Source organism: Mycolicibacterium mageritense (assembly GCF_010727475.1).
Lineage (GTDB): Bacteria > Actinomycetota > Actinomycetes > Mycobacteriales > Mycobacteriaceae > Mycobacterium > Mycobacterium mageritense.
Window position 1 is genome coordinate 974,802 of record NZ_AP022567.1, and the last position, 15,122, is coordinate 989,923.

At 67.2% G+C, this 15,122-nt stretch carries 15 protein-coding genes; 5 read left to right on the plus strand and 10 right to left on the minus strand.

Annotated elements, in window-relative coordinates; all coding sequences use genetic code 11:
• Positions 1-3: 3 nt before the first annotated feature.
• Genes G6N67_RS04705 through G6N67_RS04720 form a run of 4 tightly spaced genes read right to left on the minus strand, consistent with a single transcriptional unit; the run spans position 4 to position 4,131 of the window.
• Positions 4-870: a carbohydrate ABC transporter permease gene (locus tag G6N67_RS04705; RefSeq protein ID WP_036433868.1), complete on the minus strand. Its 867-nt coding sequence runs from the start codon at positions 868-870 to the stop codon at positions 4-6.
• Positions 870-1,841 (minus strand): carbohydrate ABC transporter permease, encoded by a 972-nt coding sequence (locus G6N67_RS04710; protein ID WP_036433866.1) that lies wholly within the window; start codon positions 1,839-1,841, stop codon positions 870-872. The genes G6N67_RS04705 and G6N67_RS04710 overlap by 1 nt, the downstream gene beginning before the upstream one ends.
• Positions 1,838-3,190, minus strand: coding sequence for an ABC transporter substrate-binding protein (locus G6N67_RS04715; RefSeq protein WP_036435840.1), 1,353 nt, complete (start codon positions 3,188-3,190; stop codon positions 1,838-1,840). The genes G6N67_RS04710 and G6N67_RS04715 overlap by 4 nt, the downstream gene beginning before the upstream one ends.
• A gap of 14 nt (positions 3,191-3,204) precedes the next feature.
• A complete protein-coding gene (locus G6N67_RS04720) occupies positions 3,205-4,131 on the minus strand; it encodes a sugar-binding transcriptional regulator (protein ID WP_036433864.1) in 927 nt (308 codons plus the stop codon).
• A 104-nt stretch (positions 4,132-4,235) separates the two neighbouring features.
• Between G6N67_RS04720 and G6N67_RS04725 the strand changes: the two genes are divergently transcribed.
• Both G6N67_RS04725 and G6N67_RS04730 read left to right on the plus strand, forming a co-directional pair.
• The gene (locus G6N67_RS04725) at positions 4,236-5,645 is read left to right on the plus strand and encodes a mannitol dehydrogenase family protein (protein WP_036433862.1); all 1,410 of its coding nucleotides are present in this window, start codon (positions 4,236-4,238) and stop codon (positions 5,643-5,645) included.
• Positions 5,642-6,574: a carbohydrate kinase family protein gene (locus G6N67_RS04730; protein ID WP_036433860.1), complete on the plus strand. Its 933-nt coding sequence runs from the start codon at positions 5,642-5,644 to the stop codon at positions 6,572-6,574. Before G6N67_RS04725 ends, G6N67_RS04730 begins: the two co-directional genes overlap by 4 nt.
• Here the strand turns inward: G6N67_RS04730 and pdxR are convergent.
• The gene (pdxR, locus tag G6N67_RS04735; protein ID WP_036433858.1) at positions 6,565-7,992 is read right to left on the minus strand and encodes a MocR-like pyridoxine biosynthesis transcription factor PdxR; all 1,428 of its coding nucleotides are present in this window, start codon (positions 7,990-7,992) and stop codon (positions 6,565-6,567) included. The genes G6N67_RS04730 and pdxR overlap by 10 nt on opposite strands.
• Before the next feature lie 80 nt (positions 7,993-8,072).
• Between pdxR and G6N67_RS04740 the strand changes: the two genes are divergently transcribed.
• Both G6N67_RS04740 and ku read left to right on the plus strand, forming a co-directional pair.
• Positions 8,073-8,708 carry a pyridoxamine 5'-phosphate oxidase family protein gene (locus G6N67_RS04740; protein ID WP_036433856.1) on the plus strand — a complete coding sequence of 212 codons (636 nt, stop codon included), beginning with the start codon at positions 8,073-8,075 and terminating at the stop codon, positions 8,706-8,708.
• A gap of 60 nt (positions 8,709-8,768) precedes the next feature.
• A complete protein-coding gene (gene ku / locus G6N67_RS04745; RefSeq protein WP_036433854.1) occupies positions 8,769-9,683 on the plus strand; it encodes a non-homologous end joining protein Ku in 915 nt (304 codons plus the stop codon).
• A gap of 36 nt (positions 9,684-9,719) precedes the next feature.
• Here the strand turns inward: ku and G6N67_RS04750 are convergent, their stop codons facing one another.
• The 5 genes from G6N67_RS04750 to G6N67_RS04770 form a co-directional block, all read right to left on the minus strand.
• Entirely contained in the window at positions 9,720-9,998 is a 279-nt protein-coding gene (locus G6N67_RS04750; protein WP_230023645.1) for an LSm family protein, read from the minus strand.
• A 202-nt stretch (positions 9,999-10,200) separates the two neighbouring features.
• Positions 10,201-10,668 carry a glucose-6-phosphate dehydrogenase gene (locus G6N67_RS04755; RefSeq protein WP_036433850.1) on the minus strand — a complete coding sequence of 156 codons (468 nt, stop codon included), beginning with the start codon at positions 10,666-10,668 and terminating at the stop codon, positions 10,201-10,203.
• A 69-nt stretch (positions 10,669-10,737) separates the two neighbouring features.
• Positions 10,738-11,052, minus strand: coding sequence for a hypothetical protein (locus tag G6N67_RS04760; RefSeq protein WP_036435838.1), 315 nt, complete (start codon positions 11,050-11,052; stop codon positions 10,738-10,740).
• Positions 11,052-11,459 (minus strand): heme-binding protein, encoded by a 408-nt coding sequence (locus G6N67_RS04765; protein ID WP_051578818.1) that lies wholly within the window; start codon positions 11,457-11,459, stop codon positions 11,052-11,054. Before G6N67_RS04765 ends, G6N67_RS04760 begins: the two co-directional genes overlap by 1 nt.
• 73 nt (positions 11,460-11,532) lie before the next feature.
• The gene (locus G6N67_RS04770; protein ID WP_036433846.1) at positions 11,533-12,552 is read right to left on the minus strand and encodes an AraC family transcriptional regulator; all 1,020 of its coding nucleotides are present in this window, start codon (positions 12,550-12,552) and stop codon (positions 11,533-11,535) included.
• Positions 12,553-12,635: 83 nt separating this feature from the next.
• Here G6N67_RS04770 and G6N67_RS04775 point away from each other — a divergent pair, with 83 nt between their 5' ends.
• Positions 12,636-15,002: an arylsulfatase gene (locus G6N67_RS04775; protein WP_179976802.1), complete on the plus strand. Its 2,367-nt coding sequence runs from the start codon at positions 12,636-12,638 to the stop codon at positions 15,000-15,002.
• The last annotated feature ends 120 nt before the right edge of the window (positions 15,003-15,122 follow it).

Consider the following 15,122-nt stretch of genomic DNA (forward strand, 5'->3'; position numbering starts at 1 on the left):
TCCCTATTTGATGGCACCGAAGGACAGTCCACGAACCAGCTTGTTCTGCGCGATCCAGCCCGCGAGAACCACCGGCAGCGCGGCCATCGTTGCCGCCGCGCACAGCTTGGCCCAGTACAGGCCCTCACCCGCGATGAAGCCGACCAGGAACACGGGCATGGTCTGCGCTTGTACCGCAGTCAGATTCACCGCGAAGAAGAACTCGTTCCACGAGAAGATCACGCAGATCAGCGCGGTCGCCGCGATACCGGGTGACACCAGCGGCAGGATCACCTCGCGCACCGAACGCCATGTGCTGGCCCCGTCCAGACTGGCGGCCTCCAGCAGCTCGCCGGGCACTTCGAGGAAGAAGGACCGCATCATCCACACCGCGACCGGCAGGTTCATCGACGTGTAGAGGATGATCAGGGCCCAGATGTTGTCCAGCAGACCGATGTTGGACACGATCACATACAGCGGGATGATCGCGGCCACGATCGGCAGCATCTTGGTGCTCATGAAGAAGAACAGCGCGTCCTGGGTCTTGCGGACCGGTTTCAGCGACAACGCGAACGCCGCCGGAATGCCAAGGGCCAGCACCAGAATAGTGGACACCGTGGTCGCGAACAGCGAGTTCAGCAGGCTTGTGCCGACCCCTTGCGAGAACACGGCCTTGAACTCGTCCAGCGTGGGGACGAAGAACAGCTTCGGCGTGGTGGTGTAGGCGTCGACCTCTTGTTTGAACGCGGTCAGCACCATCCAGAACACCGGGAAGAAGAACCCGAGCCCGACGATCCAGGCCACCACACCCCACGGATCGAACTTGCGCCGCTTGACCTTTGCCGGGGTCTCGGCCTTCTCCGGCGTCGCACTTGTCGTGACGGTACTCATCAGGCCGCCTCCTCCTTGCCCGTGAACGATTTGAAGATCAGCCGCAGCGCGAAGCTCGCGATGATCATCGTGAAGATCACGACGATCACGCCCATGGCGGCGGCCTGGCCGATGTCGAAGCCCAGGAACGCGCGCTGATAGATGTAGAAGGGCAGGTTGGCGCTTGAGGTGCCCGGTCCGCCCTGCGTCATCATGTAGATCTGGTCGAACGTGTTGACCAGGTAGATCGCGCCGAGCACCGTGCCCAGCTCGATGAACCGGCGCAGGTGCGGCAGCGTCAGTTCCCGGAACAGCTGGAACGCGCCCGCACCGTCGACTCGGCCGGCCTCCAGGATGTCTCGGGGCATCGACTGGAGGCCGGCGAGGATCAGCAGCATCATGAACGGGGTCCACTGCCACACCAGGGCCAGGATCACCGAGGACAGCGGGAACCGGCTGACCCAGTCGATGTGTTCGAGGCCGAACGGCGTGAGCAACCAGTTGACGATGCCGAAAACCGGGTCGAGCATCGCGGTCTTCCACATCAGCGCGCCTGCGACCGGAGTCACCAGGAACGGCGTGATGAGCAGCGTGCGAACCACGCCGCGGCCCAGGAAGACCCGGTCGAGCAGCAGTGCCAGGATCAGCCCGAGCACCACCGAGATCAGCACGGTCGCGACGATGATGATGACCGTGTTGACCGCCACCTGCCAGAACGTGCTGTCCCCGATGACATCGAGATAGTTCTGCAGGCCGACGAATTCGCGCGAGCCCGGGCGGACCAGGTTCCACGACAGCGTCGAGTAGTACAGCGTGAACAGGAACGGGATCTGGGTGACGACGATCATGAAGATCAGCGCCGGCAGCAACGGCCCCCGCAGCCGCCAGCCCTCGGCCCGCGAAACCCCGGGATCCTGCTTGGATTTGATGCGTGCGACGTGTTCGGCCTGGGCCGCGGCTTCGGCTTCGGCGCGCGCCTGCGTGGTGGTCATGGCTTCTCCTGATAGGTCCGGCCGACGACTTCTGCGTACTTCTGGGACTGATCGAGCGCTTCGGAGACAGGCTTGCCCGCGATGGCTGCGCTGATCTGCTGGCTCACCCGCGTGCCGAGATCCTGGAACTCAGGGATCGCCAGGAACTGCACCCCGGTGTAGGGCACGGGTTGCACGGTGGGTTTGGCGGGCGTGGCGCCCTCGATCGAATCTAGCGTGACCTGCCCGAAAGCCTTTGCGGCCTCCTTGTATTCGGGGATCTCGTAGGTCGAGAGGCGGCTGCCGGGTGGCACCCTGGCCCAGCCGAGTTCCTCACCGACCAGCTTGATGTAGTTCTTGTCGGTCATCCACGAGATGAACTTCCACGCCGCATCGGGCTTGTCGCTGCTCTTCGGGATGCCGAGCGCCCAGGTGTAAAGCCAACCTGAGTTGGGCTTTTCGACCGTCGGCGCCATGGCGTAGCCGACCTTGCCGACGACGTTGGACGAGGCCGGATCCTCCAGCACCGACACCGCCGAGGTGGCGTCGTACCACATGGCCGCGCGGCCCTGCGCGAACTGGGTCGCGCACTCACCGAAACCGCTTGTCGCAGCGCCGGGTTCACCGTGGTTGCGCACCAGGTCGACGTAGAAGTTGACGGCCTTCTCGACCTCCGGGCTGGTCAGCTGGGCGTTCCAGTCCATGTCGTACCAGCGTCCGCCGAACGTGTTGATCACGGTGTCGAGCGGGGCCAGCACCTCACCCCAACCGGGCTTGCCACGCAGGCAGATCCCGACCATGTCGGGGCTGTCGAGCTTGGCGGCCGCGTCGGCGACCTGCTGCCACGTCGGGTTGCGGGGCATGTCGATGCCGGCCTGCTCGAACAGATCCTTGCGGTACATCAGGAACGACGACTCGCCGTAGAACGGCACCGCGTACATGTTGCCCTCGTAGGACAGCGATTCGCGCAGCGACGGGATGAAGTCGTTCTCGTCGTACCCCGGGGTCTTGCGGGCGTAGTCGGAAAGGTTGACCAGCCAACCGTTTTCCGCCCACTGCGGGGTTTCGTAGTTGCTGATCATGACGACGTCGAATTCGCCGCCACCCATCGCGGTCGACGCGGTGATCTTGGCCCGCGCCTGGTTCTCCGACAGCGTGACGAACCGGAGCTTGATGTCCGGATTGGCCGCCTCGAACCGGCTCGCCAGCTCTCGCGCGTCGGTCATCTGCGAGTTGGACACCATCGCGATGGTCACGGTCTGGTCGGTGGCACCGAGGGTGCCCGCACCGGCGCAGCCCGCTGTCATGACCAGGCCGGCCGCCGCGAGACAACCCGCGAGCCGGCGTAGCAGTGAGTGTTTTCTGGGCATCTTCCAACCACCTTTCACTGCGCCAATAGCCAACGGGCGCAGTCGATATCACAGACCAGGAGACGAGCCAGCTTGCCGCGGAGCGCTCCCAGAATGGCCTGGTATTTCCCGGCACCGCCGGAGACCAGGAGGGTTTTCTCACAGGTACGGATGTCCTCCAGCGGAACCGACATGGCCCGCTGCTGAAGTTCGTCGTGCACGGGCTCGCCGTGCGCGTTGAAGAACCGGCCTCCGATCTCGCCGACGGCGCCGAGGGCGACGAGCTCGTCGAGCATGCGGGTATCCAGGAAGCTGCCCTCGAACAGCGTCGTCGACGTCGACACCGCGCCGACCCCGAACAGCATCATGTCGGCTCGCCGGCCGGCATCCAGCGTGCGCGAGATCACCGAGTCGCCCCGCATCGACACCACGGTCGCCGGGTCGGCGTACAGCGGCGCAGGCAAGCGGAAGGTCTCGGCGCGTAGCGTGTCGGCGCACCGGGTGAGGATCACCTCGGTGCCGGTCTGGTAGGCCGCGGTGGACATGGCGCCGTCGAGCTGCACGACCGCGCGGCAACTCGCCACACCGGAAACCAGGGCCGTGGCCACCGAGACCTGCTCGGGCCCCCACGTGAAACCCAGGACGTCGTCGGCAGCGATGCGGCGCATCAGCATCGCGGCGCCGGCCCGCCCGGCGTTGGCGGCCACGATGGCCTCGGTGAGGCCGAAGCGGTGTTCCAGTTCCCGTTCTTCATCGGCGTGCAGATCCTCGGAGATATCCGGGGGCACCACGACCTCGATCCGCACCAGTCCGTTGGCCTTCGCCTTGGCCACGAGCCGGCCCGCGGTCGGCCGGGACACTCCGAGCCGCGACGCGATCTCGGCCTGCGTCAGGCCGTCGAGGTAGTACAGCGTCGCCGCGCGCAGGGCGAGCCGCAGATCCTCGGGCGTCGGTCCGGTCACCGATTCTCACTTCCCATCCTGTGAACATCTGCTCAGGGGTGCGATTAGATGCTCAACACGCTAACATGGGAAATGTGACGTACACAACACCCTCGGTGCCCCCGATGCGCTTGGCCGCGTCGACGCTGGCACAGCTGCCGATTTCCGGCCCCAGCTACGCGCGCGACAAGGTGCAGATAGGCATCGTGCATTTCGGCGTCGGCGGCTTTCACCGGGCTCATCAGGCGATGTACGTCGACCAACTGCTGGAGAAGGGGCTGGCCAACGAATGGGGCATCTGCGGTGTGGGCGTGTTGCCCGCGGACCGTCGCATGGCCGACGTGATGGCCGCGCAGGACGGCCTGTACACCCTGCTGCTTGAACACCCCGACGGGCATCGCGAAGCCCGCGTGATCGGCTCGATCGTCGACTACCGCTACGCGCCCGACGACCCGGAGGGCGTCATCGAACTCCTGGCGAGCCCGTCGACCAAGATCATCTCGCTGACCATCACCGAGGGCGGCTACAACATCGACGCCCCGGCCAGCGATCCGAACGTGTTCGGCCTGGTCACCGAGGCCCTGGCGCGGCGCCGCGAGCGTGGCGTCGGATCGCCGACCATCGTGTCCTGCGACAACATCGAGGGCAACGGCGACGTGGCCCGCAATGCGTTCACCACCTATGCCGAACGCCGGCATCCCGGCCTGGGCGACTGGATCGCGGCCAACACCCGGTTTCCGAACTCGATGGTCGACCGCATCACCCCGGTGACCACGCCCGAGGTCATCGCGACCGTGGAGAACGAGTTCGGCGTCGCAGACCAGTGGCCCGTGGTGGCCGAGCCGTTCACGTCCTGGGTTCTGGAGGACTCGTTCTCAGCGGGCCGCCCGCCGTACGAGGAGGCTGGCGTCCTGCTGGTCGACGACGTCACGCCCTATGAGCTCATGAAACTGCGGCTGCTCAATGCCGGACATCAGGCGCTGTGCTACTTCGGCTACCTGGCCGGCTACCGCCTGGTGCACGACGCCGCGGCGGACCCGCTGTTCGCTGGATTCCTGCTGGACTACATGGACTCGGAGGGCACGCCGACCCTGCGGCCCGTGCCGGGCATCGACCTGGCCGACTACAAGCGCACGCTCATCGAGCGGTTCGCCAATCCCGGGGTGCGCGACACCATCGTGCGGCTGTGCTTCGGATCCTCCGACCGCATCCCCAAGTGGCTGCTGCCCGTGGTCCGGGAGAACCTGAAGACCGGCGCACCGGTCCGGCTGTCGGCGGCCGTGGTGGCGAGCTGGGCCCGCTACGCAGAGGGTGTCGACGAACAGGGCGAGCCGATCGACGTGCAAGATCAGCTGGCCGATGTGCTGATGCCGCTGGCCCGGTCGCAACGCGACCACCCCACTGCTTTCATCGAGTACACCGAGTTGTTCAGTGACCTCGCGACCGAGCCGCGCTTCGTCGAGGCGTATCTGTGGGCGCTGGATTCGCTACACCGCCACGGCGCCAGGGCCACCCTGGAATCATTGCGGTCATGAGCCGCGCCCTGGTTATCGGTGAAGCACTGATCGACATTGTCGAGCGCAACGGGCGCATCACGGGCGAACACGTCGGCGGCAGTCCACTCAACGTGGCGGTGGGCCTGGCCCGGCTGGAGCGCGACGTGGACTTCCTCACCCACATCGCCTCCGACGACCGCGGCAATCGCATCGTGGAGTACCTGAAAAGCTCTGGTGTCCAACTTGTTTCGGGTAGCAGGACGGCCGCGCGGACTCCCACCGCGGTGGCCACGCTCGACGACACCGGGTCGGCGCGGTACACGTTCGACATCGACTGGCAACTCGCAGGTACACCCGAGGTGGCACCGCCGCTCGTGGCGCATACGGGTTCGATCGCCACGGTGCTCGAACCGGGATGCCGGGCCGTCGCGGCCCTGCTCGACGCCTACCACCTCTCGGCCACGCTGACGTTCGACCCCAACGTGCGGACCGCGCTGATCAGCGACGACGAGGCCGCGCGCAACCGCATCGAACGCCTCGTCGAACGCTGCGACGTGGTCAAGGCCAGCGACGAGGACATGCGGTGGATCGACCCGCGACGCTCCCCCGAGCAGATCGCGCAGACCTGGCTCAACATGGGGCCGTCGATCGTGGCGGTGACCATGGGCGAGCAGGGCGGGTTCGCGGTGTGCCGCGCCGGTGTGGTCCGGGTGCCGTCGCGACCGGTGCAGGTGGTCGACACGGTCGGCGCGGGCGACGCGTTCATGACGGGGCTGATCGACGGGCTGTGGTCGCTCGACCTGCTCGGTGCGCAGCGCCGCCGTGACCTGGCAGCCATCAGCACCGACGCGTTGACCGAGGTGCTGTCGACGGCTGTGCTGACATCGGCGCTGACCGTCGCCAAGGCCGGGGCCGACCTCCCCGACCGCGCCGCGCGGGACGCCGCGGCGCAGGGCGCTCAGGGTTGACCGACTGCACTCGCGATCAGCTCGGCCACCGCACCCGCCTGTGTCTCGGGCAGGCGCGAATAGCCGCACACCAGACCGCGGGCACCGGGCCGACCGGCGAAGAACTTCGACAACGGCGACAGCGCCACTCCCCGGTCCCGTAGCGTCGCGGCAATCGCAACGTCGTCGGCAGCGTCCGGAAGCCGCAACACCACGTGCAGCCCCGCCTCGACACCCATCAACCCGACGCCCGTGCACGCTCGGCCGAGCGCACTCACCAGCGCTGCGCGTCGCGCCGCATACGTGCGTGCCGCCCGGGCGAGGTGCCGCGTCAGCGCACCCGAATCGATGAACCGCGCCAACGCGAAAGTGGTTATTCCACAGACTGATTCACCGGTGCGCTCGAGGGCTTCGACGACCGCGGCGCGCAGCCGGGGCGGGGGCAGCAGCCAGGCCACCCGCAACGCGGGCGTGAGGATCTTCGATGCCGTCCCGACATAGGCCACGCAGTCGCGCCCGCCGTCGATGCTGCGCAACGCGGGCAGTGCCGATACGTCGTACCGGAATTCACCGTCGTAGTCGTCTTCGATGAGCAGGCTGCCGGCCCGCGTGGCCCACCGCACCAGACCCGCACGACGCGGGGCGGGTAAGCGCGCTCCCAGCGGATACTGGTGTGCCGGAGTGCAATACACCGCCGTGTCGGATTCGCGTAGCGCTGCGGGGTCGAGGCCGTCATCGTCGACTGCCACGGCGCGCGTTCGGGCGCCGGACATCTCGAATGTGCGACGCGCTTCGGCGTAACCCGGTTCCTCGAACGCGATGTCGCGCCCGGCGAGCTCGGCCGCCGCCGCGATGACGCGCAGTGCCGACGCGACCCCGGGGACGACGACCAGTTCGTCCGGTTCGGCGACGATCCCGCGCGTGCGGCGCAGGTGCCCGGCCAGCGCGACGCGGAGCTCGGGGTGGCCCCGCGGGCCCGGCGCGGCGGCAGGCACTGGAGCAGCGGCCGCGGCTCGCCAGGCCCGGCGCCAGTCGGTGGTCGAGATGAGGTCCGGGTCCGGGTGTCCCGGCAGGAGATCCCACATGGGCGCCCGCGGTATCGGGGCGGCGGCCGCCGCAGCCGCGGCAGCGCTCGACGCGACATGGGAGGCCGCGCCGGCGCTGGCCGCGGCGTCGGCGCCCGCGGCGATCCGGGTGCCCGACCCGGGCCGCGCGGTGGTGTAGCCGGCCGCGGCGAGCTCGTCGTACGCGTCGACCACCGACGACCGTGCCACGGCGAGTTCGGCGGCCAAGCTGCGCGTCGAGGGCAGCGCGTCGCCGGGCCCGAGCCGGCCCACTCGGATCTGCTCGATGACAGCTTCGGCGATGCGCTGCCGCAGCGGCGCCCCGTTCGGTGAGAGTCGCAGGCCCAGGTTGACCTCGGGGGCGTGACGCGCCATACCGCCCACAATAGTGGTCTGGTTGTTTTCCGCAGTTCTGGATCTTCTACCCAATCCAGAAAGCATCGAGAATTTGGCGCGTGAATCAGATCAGACGACAACCGGACCGCGCCCGCAGTGACCGGGCCGACCTCGACGCGGTCCTCGACGCCGCAGCCGTGGGCACCCTCGCCACCGTGGTCGACGGGCAACCGTGGGTCGTGCCCATGCTCTACGCGCGCGACGGTGACCGCGTCCTGCTGCACGGCTCGACAGGCGCGGGCGCGCTGCGCCATGTCGCGGCCGGGGCGCCGGCCGCCTTCTGCGTGACGCTGCTCGACGGCATCGTGGTGGCGGATACGCTCTTCGATTCCTCGGCCAACTACCGATCGGCCGTCGTCCGCGGGAACCTCACGGTGATCGACCCCGCCGACGCCACGCATGCGCTGAACCTGATGAGTGATTCGCTGATCCCGGGCCGCAGCGCGGAGGTCCGCGCCAGCACCAAGAAGGAGCTCGCCGCGACCCTGGCGATGGCCCTGCCGATCACTCCCGACGGCTGGACCGTCAAGGTGCGCGATGCCCCGCCTGCGCAGCCCGAACAGATCGCCGACTCCAGCGGCTGGGCCGGTGTGGTTCCGCTCCGCACGGTGGCAGGCGAGCCGATCCCGGCGCCGTGGATAGATGCCGACGCCATCGTTCCCGAATCCGTGCACCGCCTGGTCAAAGGCACCTGACGCGGCACACCGACCGGTCAAGTCTTCGCGCCGGCGCCCATCCCAGGCCATACTGGGCAAATGCGATCCATCTGGAAAGGTTCGATCGCCTTCGGCCTGGTGAACGTGCCGGTCAAGGTCTACAGCGCCACCGAGGACCACGACATCAAGTTCCACCAGGTCCATGCCAAGGACAACGGGCGCATCCGGTACAAGCGCGTGTGCGAGGTCTGCGGCGAGGTGGTGGAGTACCGCGACATCAACAAGGCCTACGAATCCGACGACGGGCAGATGGTGGTGATCACCGACGAGGACATCGCCAGCCTGCCCGAGGAACGCAGCCGCGAGATCGAGGTGGTCGAGTTCATCCCGGCCGAGCAGCTCGACCCGCTGATGTACGACAAGAGCTACTTCCTGGAGCCCGACTCGAAATCCTCCAAGTCGTACGTGCTGCTGGCCAAGACGCTCGCCGAGACCGAGCGCATCGCCATCGTGCACTTCTCGTTGCGCAACAAGACCCGGCTCGCAGCGTTGCGGGTCAAGGACTTCAGCAAGCGCAATGTGATGATGATCCACACCCTGCTGTGGCCTGACGAGATCCGCGATCCCGATTTCCCGGTGCTGGACAAGGAAGTCGAGATCAAACCGGCCGAGCTGAAGATGGCCGGCCAGGTGGTCGAGTCGATGACCGACGACTTCAAGCCCGATCAGTTCCGCGACGACTACCAGGAACAGCTGCACGAGCTGGTGCAGGCCAAACTCGAAGGCGGAGAGGCGTTCGCGGTCGAGGAGCAACCCACCGAACTCGACGAGACCGAGGACGTCTCAGACCTCTTGGCCAAACTCGAGGCGAGCGTCAAAGCCCGTCGGGGTGGATCCGGCAAGGACTCAGGCAAGGACTCGGACAAGGACGAGTCCAAGCCCGCCAAGAAGGCTCCGGCGAAGAAGGCCGCGGCCAAGAAGGCTCCCGCGAAAAAAGCCGCCGCCAAGAAGTAGTGGAGTGCCGATCGCGGCGCGAGGCGGCCGGCCGCTTCAGCGCTTGCAGTCCAGGTCGACGTAAACCGTCGTGTACTGCAGCACCTGCCCTGGCCCCATGAGCGTGAAGTTGCCGTTGACCGGTGGCTGCGGACCGGTCACGGAGCGCCCCTGCCGGATGGCGCTGACGGTGCAGTCATCGATCGACCCGTTGCCGACCTTGCTCAAGATGACCCGATAACCCTCGCTCTGCAGCTGGTTGATGGTCTCGGTGGCCGACAACTCCGGTGACGGCGCGGCGGCCGCCGGTGCCGCGACACCCAGCCCGCCACTCATCAGCCCGAAACACATTGCAGCCAGGCGCTTCTCAGTCGGTTTCACGGGGCTTTACCGCTCCTTTCTGGTTCGGTCAATGTCCGTTAACCCTAGGCAGCGGATCTTCGGCGGCGCTCAGTGAGACCGCCAATTCATATGGAACGCATACGATTACCGCTCACACCCAATTCAGGTTGAGCTCATAGGATGTGCCCGAATCGCGTCAGGCGGGCAGGTCGACCCGCAGGGTCTCGTACTCGTCGAGGATGCGACGCAGCGCCGCGTCCATCGGATGGGCCGACTCCAGGTCATGGCAGCAGCGCCGGTCCACCGCGACGACTTCGCCCGGATGCAGGGCGACACCTTCCACCTGGTCCACGAACGCGTCGAACAAGCCGGCCGGTGTGGCGAGGTAGTGCATGTGGTGTGCGCGGTCGTCGAAGTTGGCGGCATACATCAGCCCGCACTGGGTGATCACGAAGCACTCCGAGGTCATGCCCGACCCGCCCGCCTCGGACCTGCTCCAGACCAACGCGGCGTGCCGGGCCTCGGCCACCCGGTCCTGGACGTCGTCGGTCGAGGTGAGCAACCGGTGCACCAGCGCCCTGCCCACCCGCGGATAGACGTCGACCTCGGGTCTGAAGTACCGCTGGAAGACGTCACCGAAGAAGTCGTAGGCCTGATCGTTCATCGCGGCTCCCCACGTCGTGCGGACACCTCAATTGTGCGCCCGCCGGCCGCCGCTCTGGGCCGGTTTGATCTAGTTGCAACCGCTCGCGTTGACCCATCGACCGTTGTAGCCGATGCAACCGGTCACGTTGGATCCCGGCGGCGGTGGTGGCGGCGGATCCTCGGGCAGCGGGGCGTAGTACGCCGGCGGCGGGACATAAGGAGCGACGGCGTCGGCGATGTTGATGCAGCCGCCGACGGAGATCCGGCGCCCGGCGCTCGCACACACGTCGGCGTTGGCGGTCCCTGCCGGAGCCACCAGCACGATGACACCCGGCAATGCCGTGAACGCGAGCGCGGCCGTCGCCGCGCGGAGCAAGGACGAGCGATTCGATGGCCTGAACATCATTGTCCTAGAGGCTGATCGGGCGGGGCGATCCCGCAGCGGTTGCGGAAGTCGACGAGGGGTTGACGGATGCCGACGAGATCGGCGTGCGCCTGCGGGTTGGCATCGAAGTAGACGCGGGTGGCTTCCGGCACCTCGTCCTGAGGACGGCCGCGCAGGCTGCTGTAGAAGTCGTTGACGTCGGGATGCGTGAACAGGTACGCCGACGTGGCAGCCGCGACACCGGACGCGATGCCTGCGAGGTCGGCGGCCGTGCAATTGGGTGGGCGCGGTGGCGGCTCGGCCGCGGCGGTCGCCGAGGTGAGTAGAGCGGTGATCGCGGCCCCACCGACGAGTGCCGGGCGTACCACGCGCGCCACAGACCGTGCCACGGCGGACCTCCCTTCCAGAGGTGGCCAGGCGACCATGACGTTGCCTGTGCGCTGAAACTCTAGCAGCCGTGACCGGAGCCGCAGTCCGGAATTGACGTCACCGTCGGGGTCATGGGTTGGGTTGGCGGCCTGGCGATTTAGCATCCCGGTAGGCGGTCGGCGGCAGGCCGAACCACCGCTTGCACGATCGGGTCAGCACGCTCTGCTCGGCGTAGCCGAGCTGCCGGCACAGTTGATCGAGCGTGAGATCGGTGTCCAGCAGCAGGCGCTGGGCAGCCTCGCGCCGGGTCTGGTCGACCAGGTCGGCGAACGTGGCCCGCTCTACGGCCAGCCGGCGCTGCAGAGCTTTGGGGTGCAGGCCGATGTGACGCGCGATGTCCGTCAGACCGACGGCTCCGGTGGGCAACAGCTGGCGCACCAGAGTGCGTACCAGCTGGCTGGTCTGCGGACTGAACTCGCCGATGACCTGCGCCAGATAATCCACCGCGGTCTGGTGGGCGAGCCGATCGGTCGGCAGTGGCCGCAGCAGATCGGTGGTGCGCAGCGTGAAGCCCCCGACCGGTTCGGAAAAACTGGGTGGGCAGCCGAAGTAGCTCTGGTAGTCGTCGGCAGGGGTCAGCGCGGGATGCGGCAGGTGCACCGCGACAGGCCGGTAGGAGGCACCCAGGAACAGCCGCAGCACCTGCAGCGTGACACCCAGCGACAACTCGATGGCCTGGGCCTGGGGCGGGGGCGGGTCCAGCACGTACTCGAATTCGAAGCGTCTCAGATCGGGGTCGAGGTGGGTGGTCACACGTGCGGTGATCGACGGGCTGTAGGCGGCCATGAACCGGTCGAAGATCAGGAAGGCCTCAGCGACCGTCGCGGCGTTGCGGCCAGCCAATCCGACCGGGCCGAGGATGTCGATCCCTTGGCGCAGCGCCAATCGTCGTCCGAAATCCGGGGTTTCCAGGGTCTCGGCGGCGTCTTCGAGCATTCGCGCGCCGTTGGGCAGCGAGATGAACCGGTCATGACGCCCCACGTCGTCGTAGGGAATGTGGGCGTCGGCCACCAGCGAACGACTGTCTCCGCCGAGTTCGGTAACGAGCTGATGAAAATTCGTGAGCGCCGTCCCGCGAATCACGGCCATGTCCCAGACTGTCAAAGATTTGTCCTGGAATGTCAAGACGGCGGGCGTGGGTTTGCTGCACAGTAGATGCCCGGGTCGGGGCCATGTTCCAAACCGAGGAAAGGAGCACGGTGTCTGACGTGCAGGGAGACCAGTTGGTGGCGCCGGTTTTGCCGGGCGGTGGGGTGTTGCCGTTCGCGCCGGTCCCGTCGGGCAGCATCGCGGGCCGCACGCTGCAGGAGTCCACGTACAGCCCGCGGCCCGTACCCAAGCGCCTGCACGACGACTCGCCCAACATCGTCATCGTGCTCATCGACGACGCGGGGCCCGGGCTGCCCTCGACGTTCGGCGGCGAGGTGACCACCTCGACACTCGACCGCATCTGCGCTGAAGGCGTGTCCTACAACCGCTTTCACACCACGGCGATGTGCTCCCCCACCCGGGCTTCGCTGCTCACGGGCCGCAATCACCACGAGATCGGCAACGGCCAGATCGCCGAACTGGCCAACGACTGGGACGGCTACGCCGGCAAGATCCCGCGATCCAGCGCCACCGTCGCCGAGATCCTCAAGCAGTACGGCTATGCGACGTCGGCATTCGGCAAGTGGCACAACACCCCTGCGGAGGAGACCACGGCGGCCGGGCCGTTCGAGAACTGGCCCACCGGCCTGGGATTCGAGTACTTCTACGGCTTCCTGGCCGGGGAGGCGTCGCAGTACGAGCCGAACCTGGTGCGCAACACCACCGTGGTGCCGCCGCCGAGGACGCCCGAAGAGGGCTACCACCTGTCCGAGGATCTGGCCGACGACGCCATCTCGTGGCTGCGCAGGCACAAGGCGTTCAACGCCGACAAGCCGTTCTTCATGTACTGGGCCAGCGGGTGCCTGCACGGCCCGCACCACATCATGAAGGAATGGGCGGACAAGTACGCGGGCAAGTTCGACGACGGCTGGGACGCCTACCGGCAGCGGGTTTTCGAACGCGCCAAGGACAAGGGCTGGATTCCGCAGGACTGTGCGCTTACCGAACGCGATCCGCAGCTCGCGGCCTGGGACGACATCCCGGAGGACGAGAAGCCGTTCCAGCGCCGCCTCATGGAGGTCGCCGCCGGGTACGCCGAGCACGTCGACGTCCAGGTGGGCCGCATCGCCGACGAACTCGAATCGTTGGGCTACTCCGACAACACCCTGTTCTTCTACATCTGGGGTGACAACGGCTCGTCCGGCGAAGGCCAGAACGGCACGATCGCCGAGCTGTTGGCGCAGAACGGGATTCCCACCACTGTGCGCCAGCACATCGATGCGCTTGACGAGCTCGGCGGCCTCGACGTCCTGGGGTCTCCGCTGGTCGACAACCAGTACCACGCAGCGTGGGCCTGGGCGGGCAGCACGCCGTACAAGGGCATGAAGCTGCTCGCTTCGCATCTCGGCGGCACGCGTAACCCCATGGCGGTGCGGTGGCCCGCCCGGATCAACGCCGACACCGCACCGCGCGATGTGTTCCTGCACTGCAACGACGTGGTGCCGACCATCTACGACGTCGTCGGCATCGCGCCGCCGCAGGTGGTCAACGGAGAGCCCCAGATGCCGCTCGCGGGAGCCAGTTTCGCCCGCACCCTCGGCGACCGAAATGCACCCGGTGGCAAGAAGACCCAGTACTTCGAGATCATGGGCAGCCGCGGCATCTACCACGACGGCTGGATGGCGTCGGCCCGCGGTCCTCGGTTGCCGTGGGTGCCGGGACAACCGCCGGGCATCGCCACCTGGACGCCCGACAACGACACGTGGGAGCTCTACCACCTCGACGAAGACTGGTCGCAGGAAAACGATCTCGCCGACCAGATGCCCGACAAGCTCGCCCAGATGCGGGAGATGTTCATCGTCGAAGCCGCCCGCAATGCCGTGCTGCCCATCGGTGGCGGTCTGTGGGTTCCGGTCTATCATCCCGAGCTGCGCATCGCCCCGCCGTACCAGGAGTGGGAATTCTCGGGCGACACGGTCCGGATGCCGGAGTTCTGCGCGCCGGCGCTCGGCAACAAGAACAACGTCGTCACCATCGACGTCGACATTCCAGCCAATGCCAACGGGGTGCTGTACGCCCTCGGCGCGGCGGCGGGCGGGCTGACGTTGTACATGGACGAGGGCTACCTCTGCTACGAGTACAACCTGTTCATCTTGGCGCGCACCAAGATCCGGTCAGAGACCAAGGTTCCGCCCGGCCGGGCGAAGCTCACCGTGACGACCCGGTACGCGGATCCGCGTCCAGCCGGGCCGCTCGACATCACCGTGGCCCGCAACGGCGAAACGCTTGCCAGCGGCCAGGTTCCGGTCAGCGCGCCGCTGTTGTTCACGGCCAACGACTGCCTCGACATCGGGACGTGCCTCGGCTCGCCGGTATCCCTCGACTACCGCGAACGTGCACCGTTCCCGTTCGAAGGCCACATCCACCGCGTCCACGTCGCCTACACCTAAACCCCACAACACTCCGGCCCGGCCTCCGTCGGGAGGCCATACCGTCATGCCGGAATCAAGAGAGGAAACACTTTTCGTGAACAGTCGACATCGGGTGGCCAGGCGGCTGGTCGCCTTGGG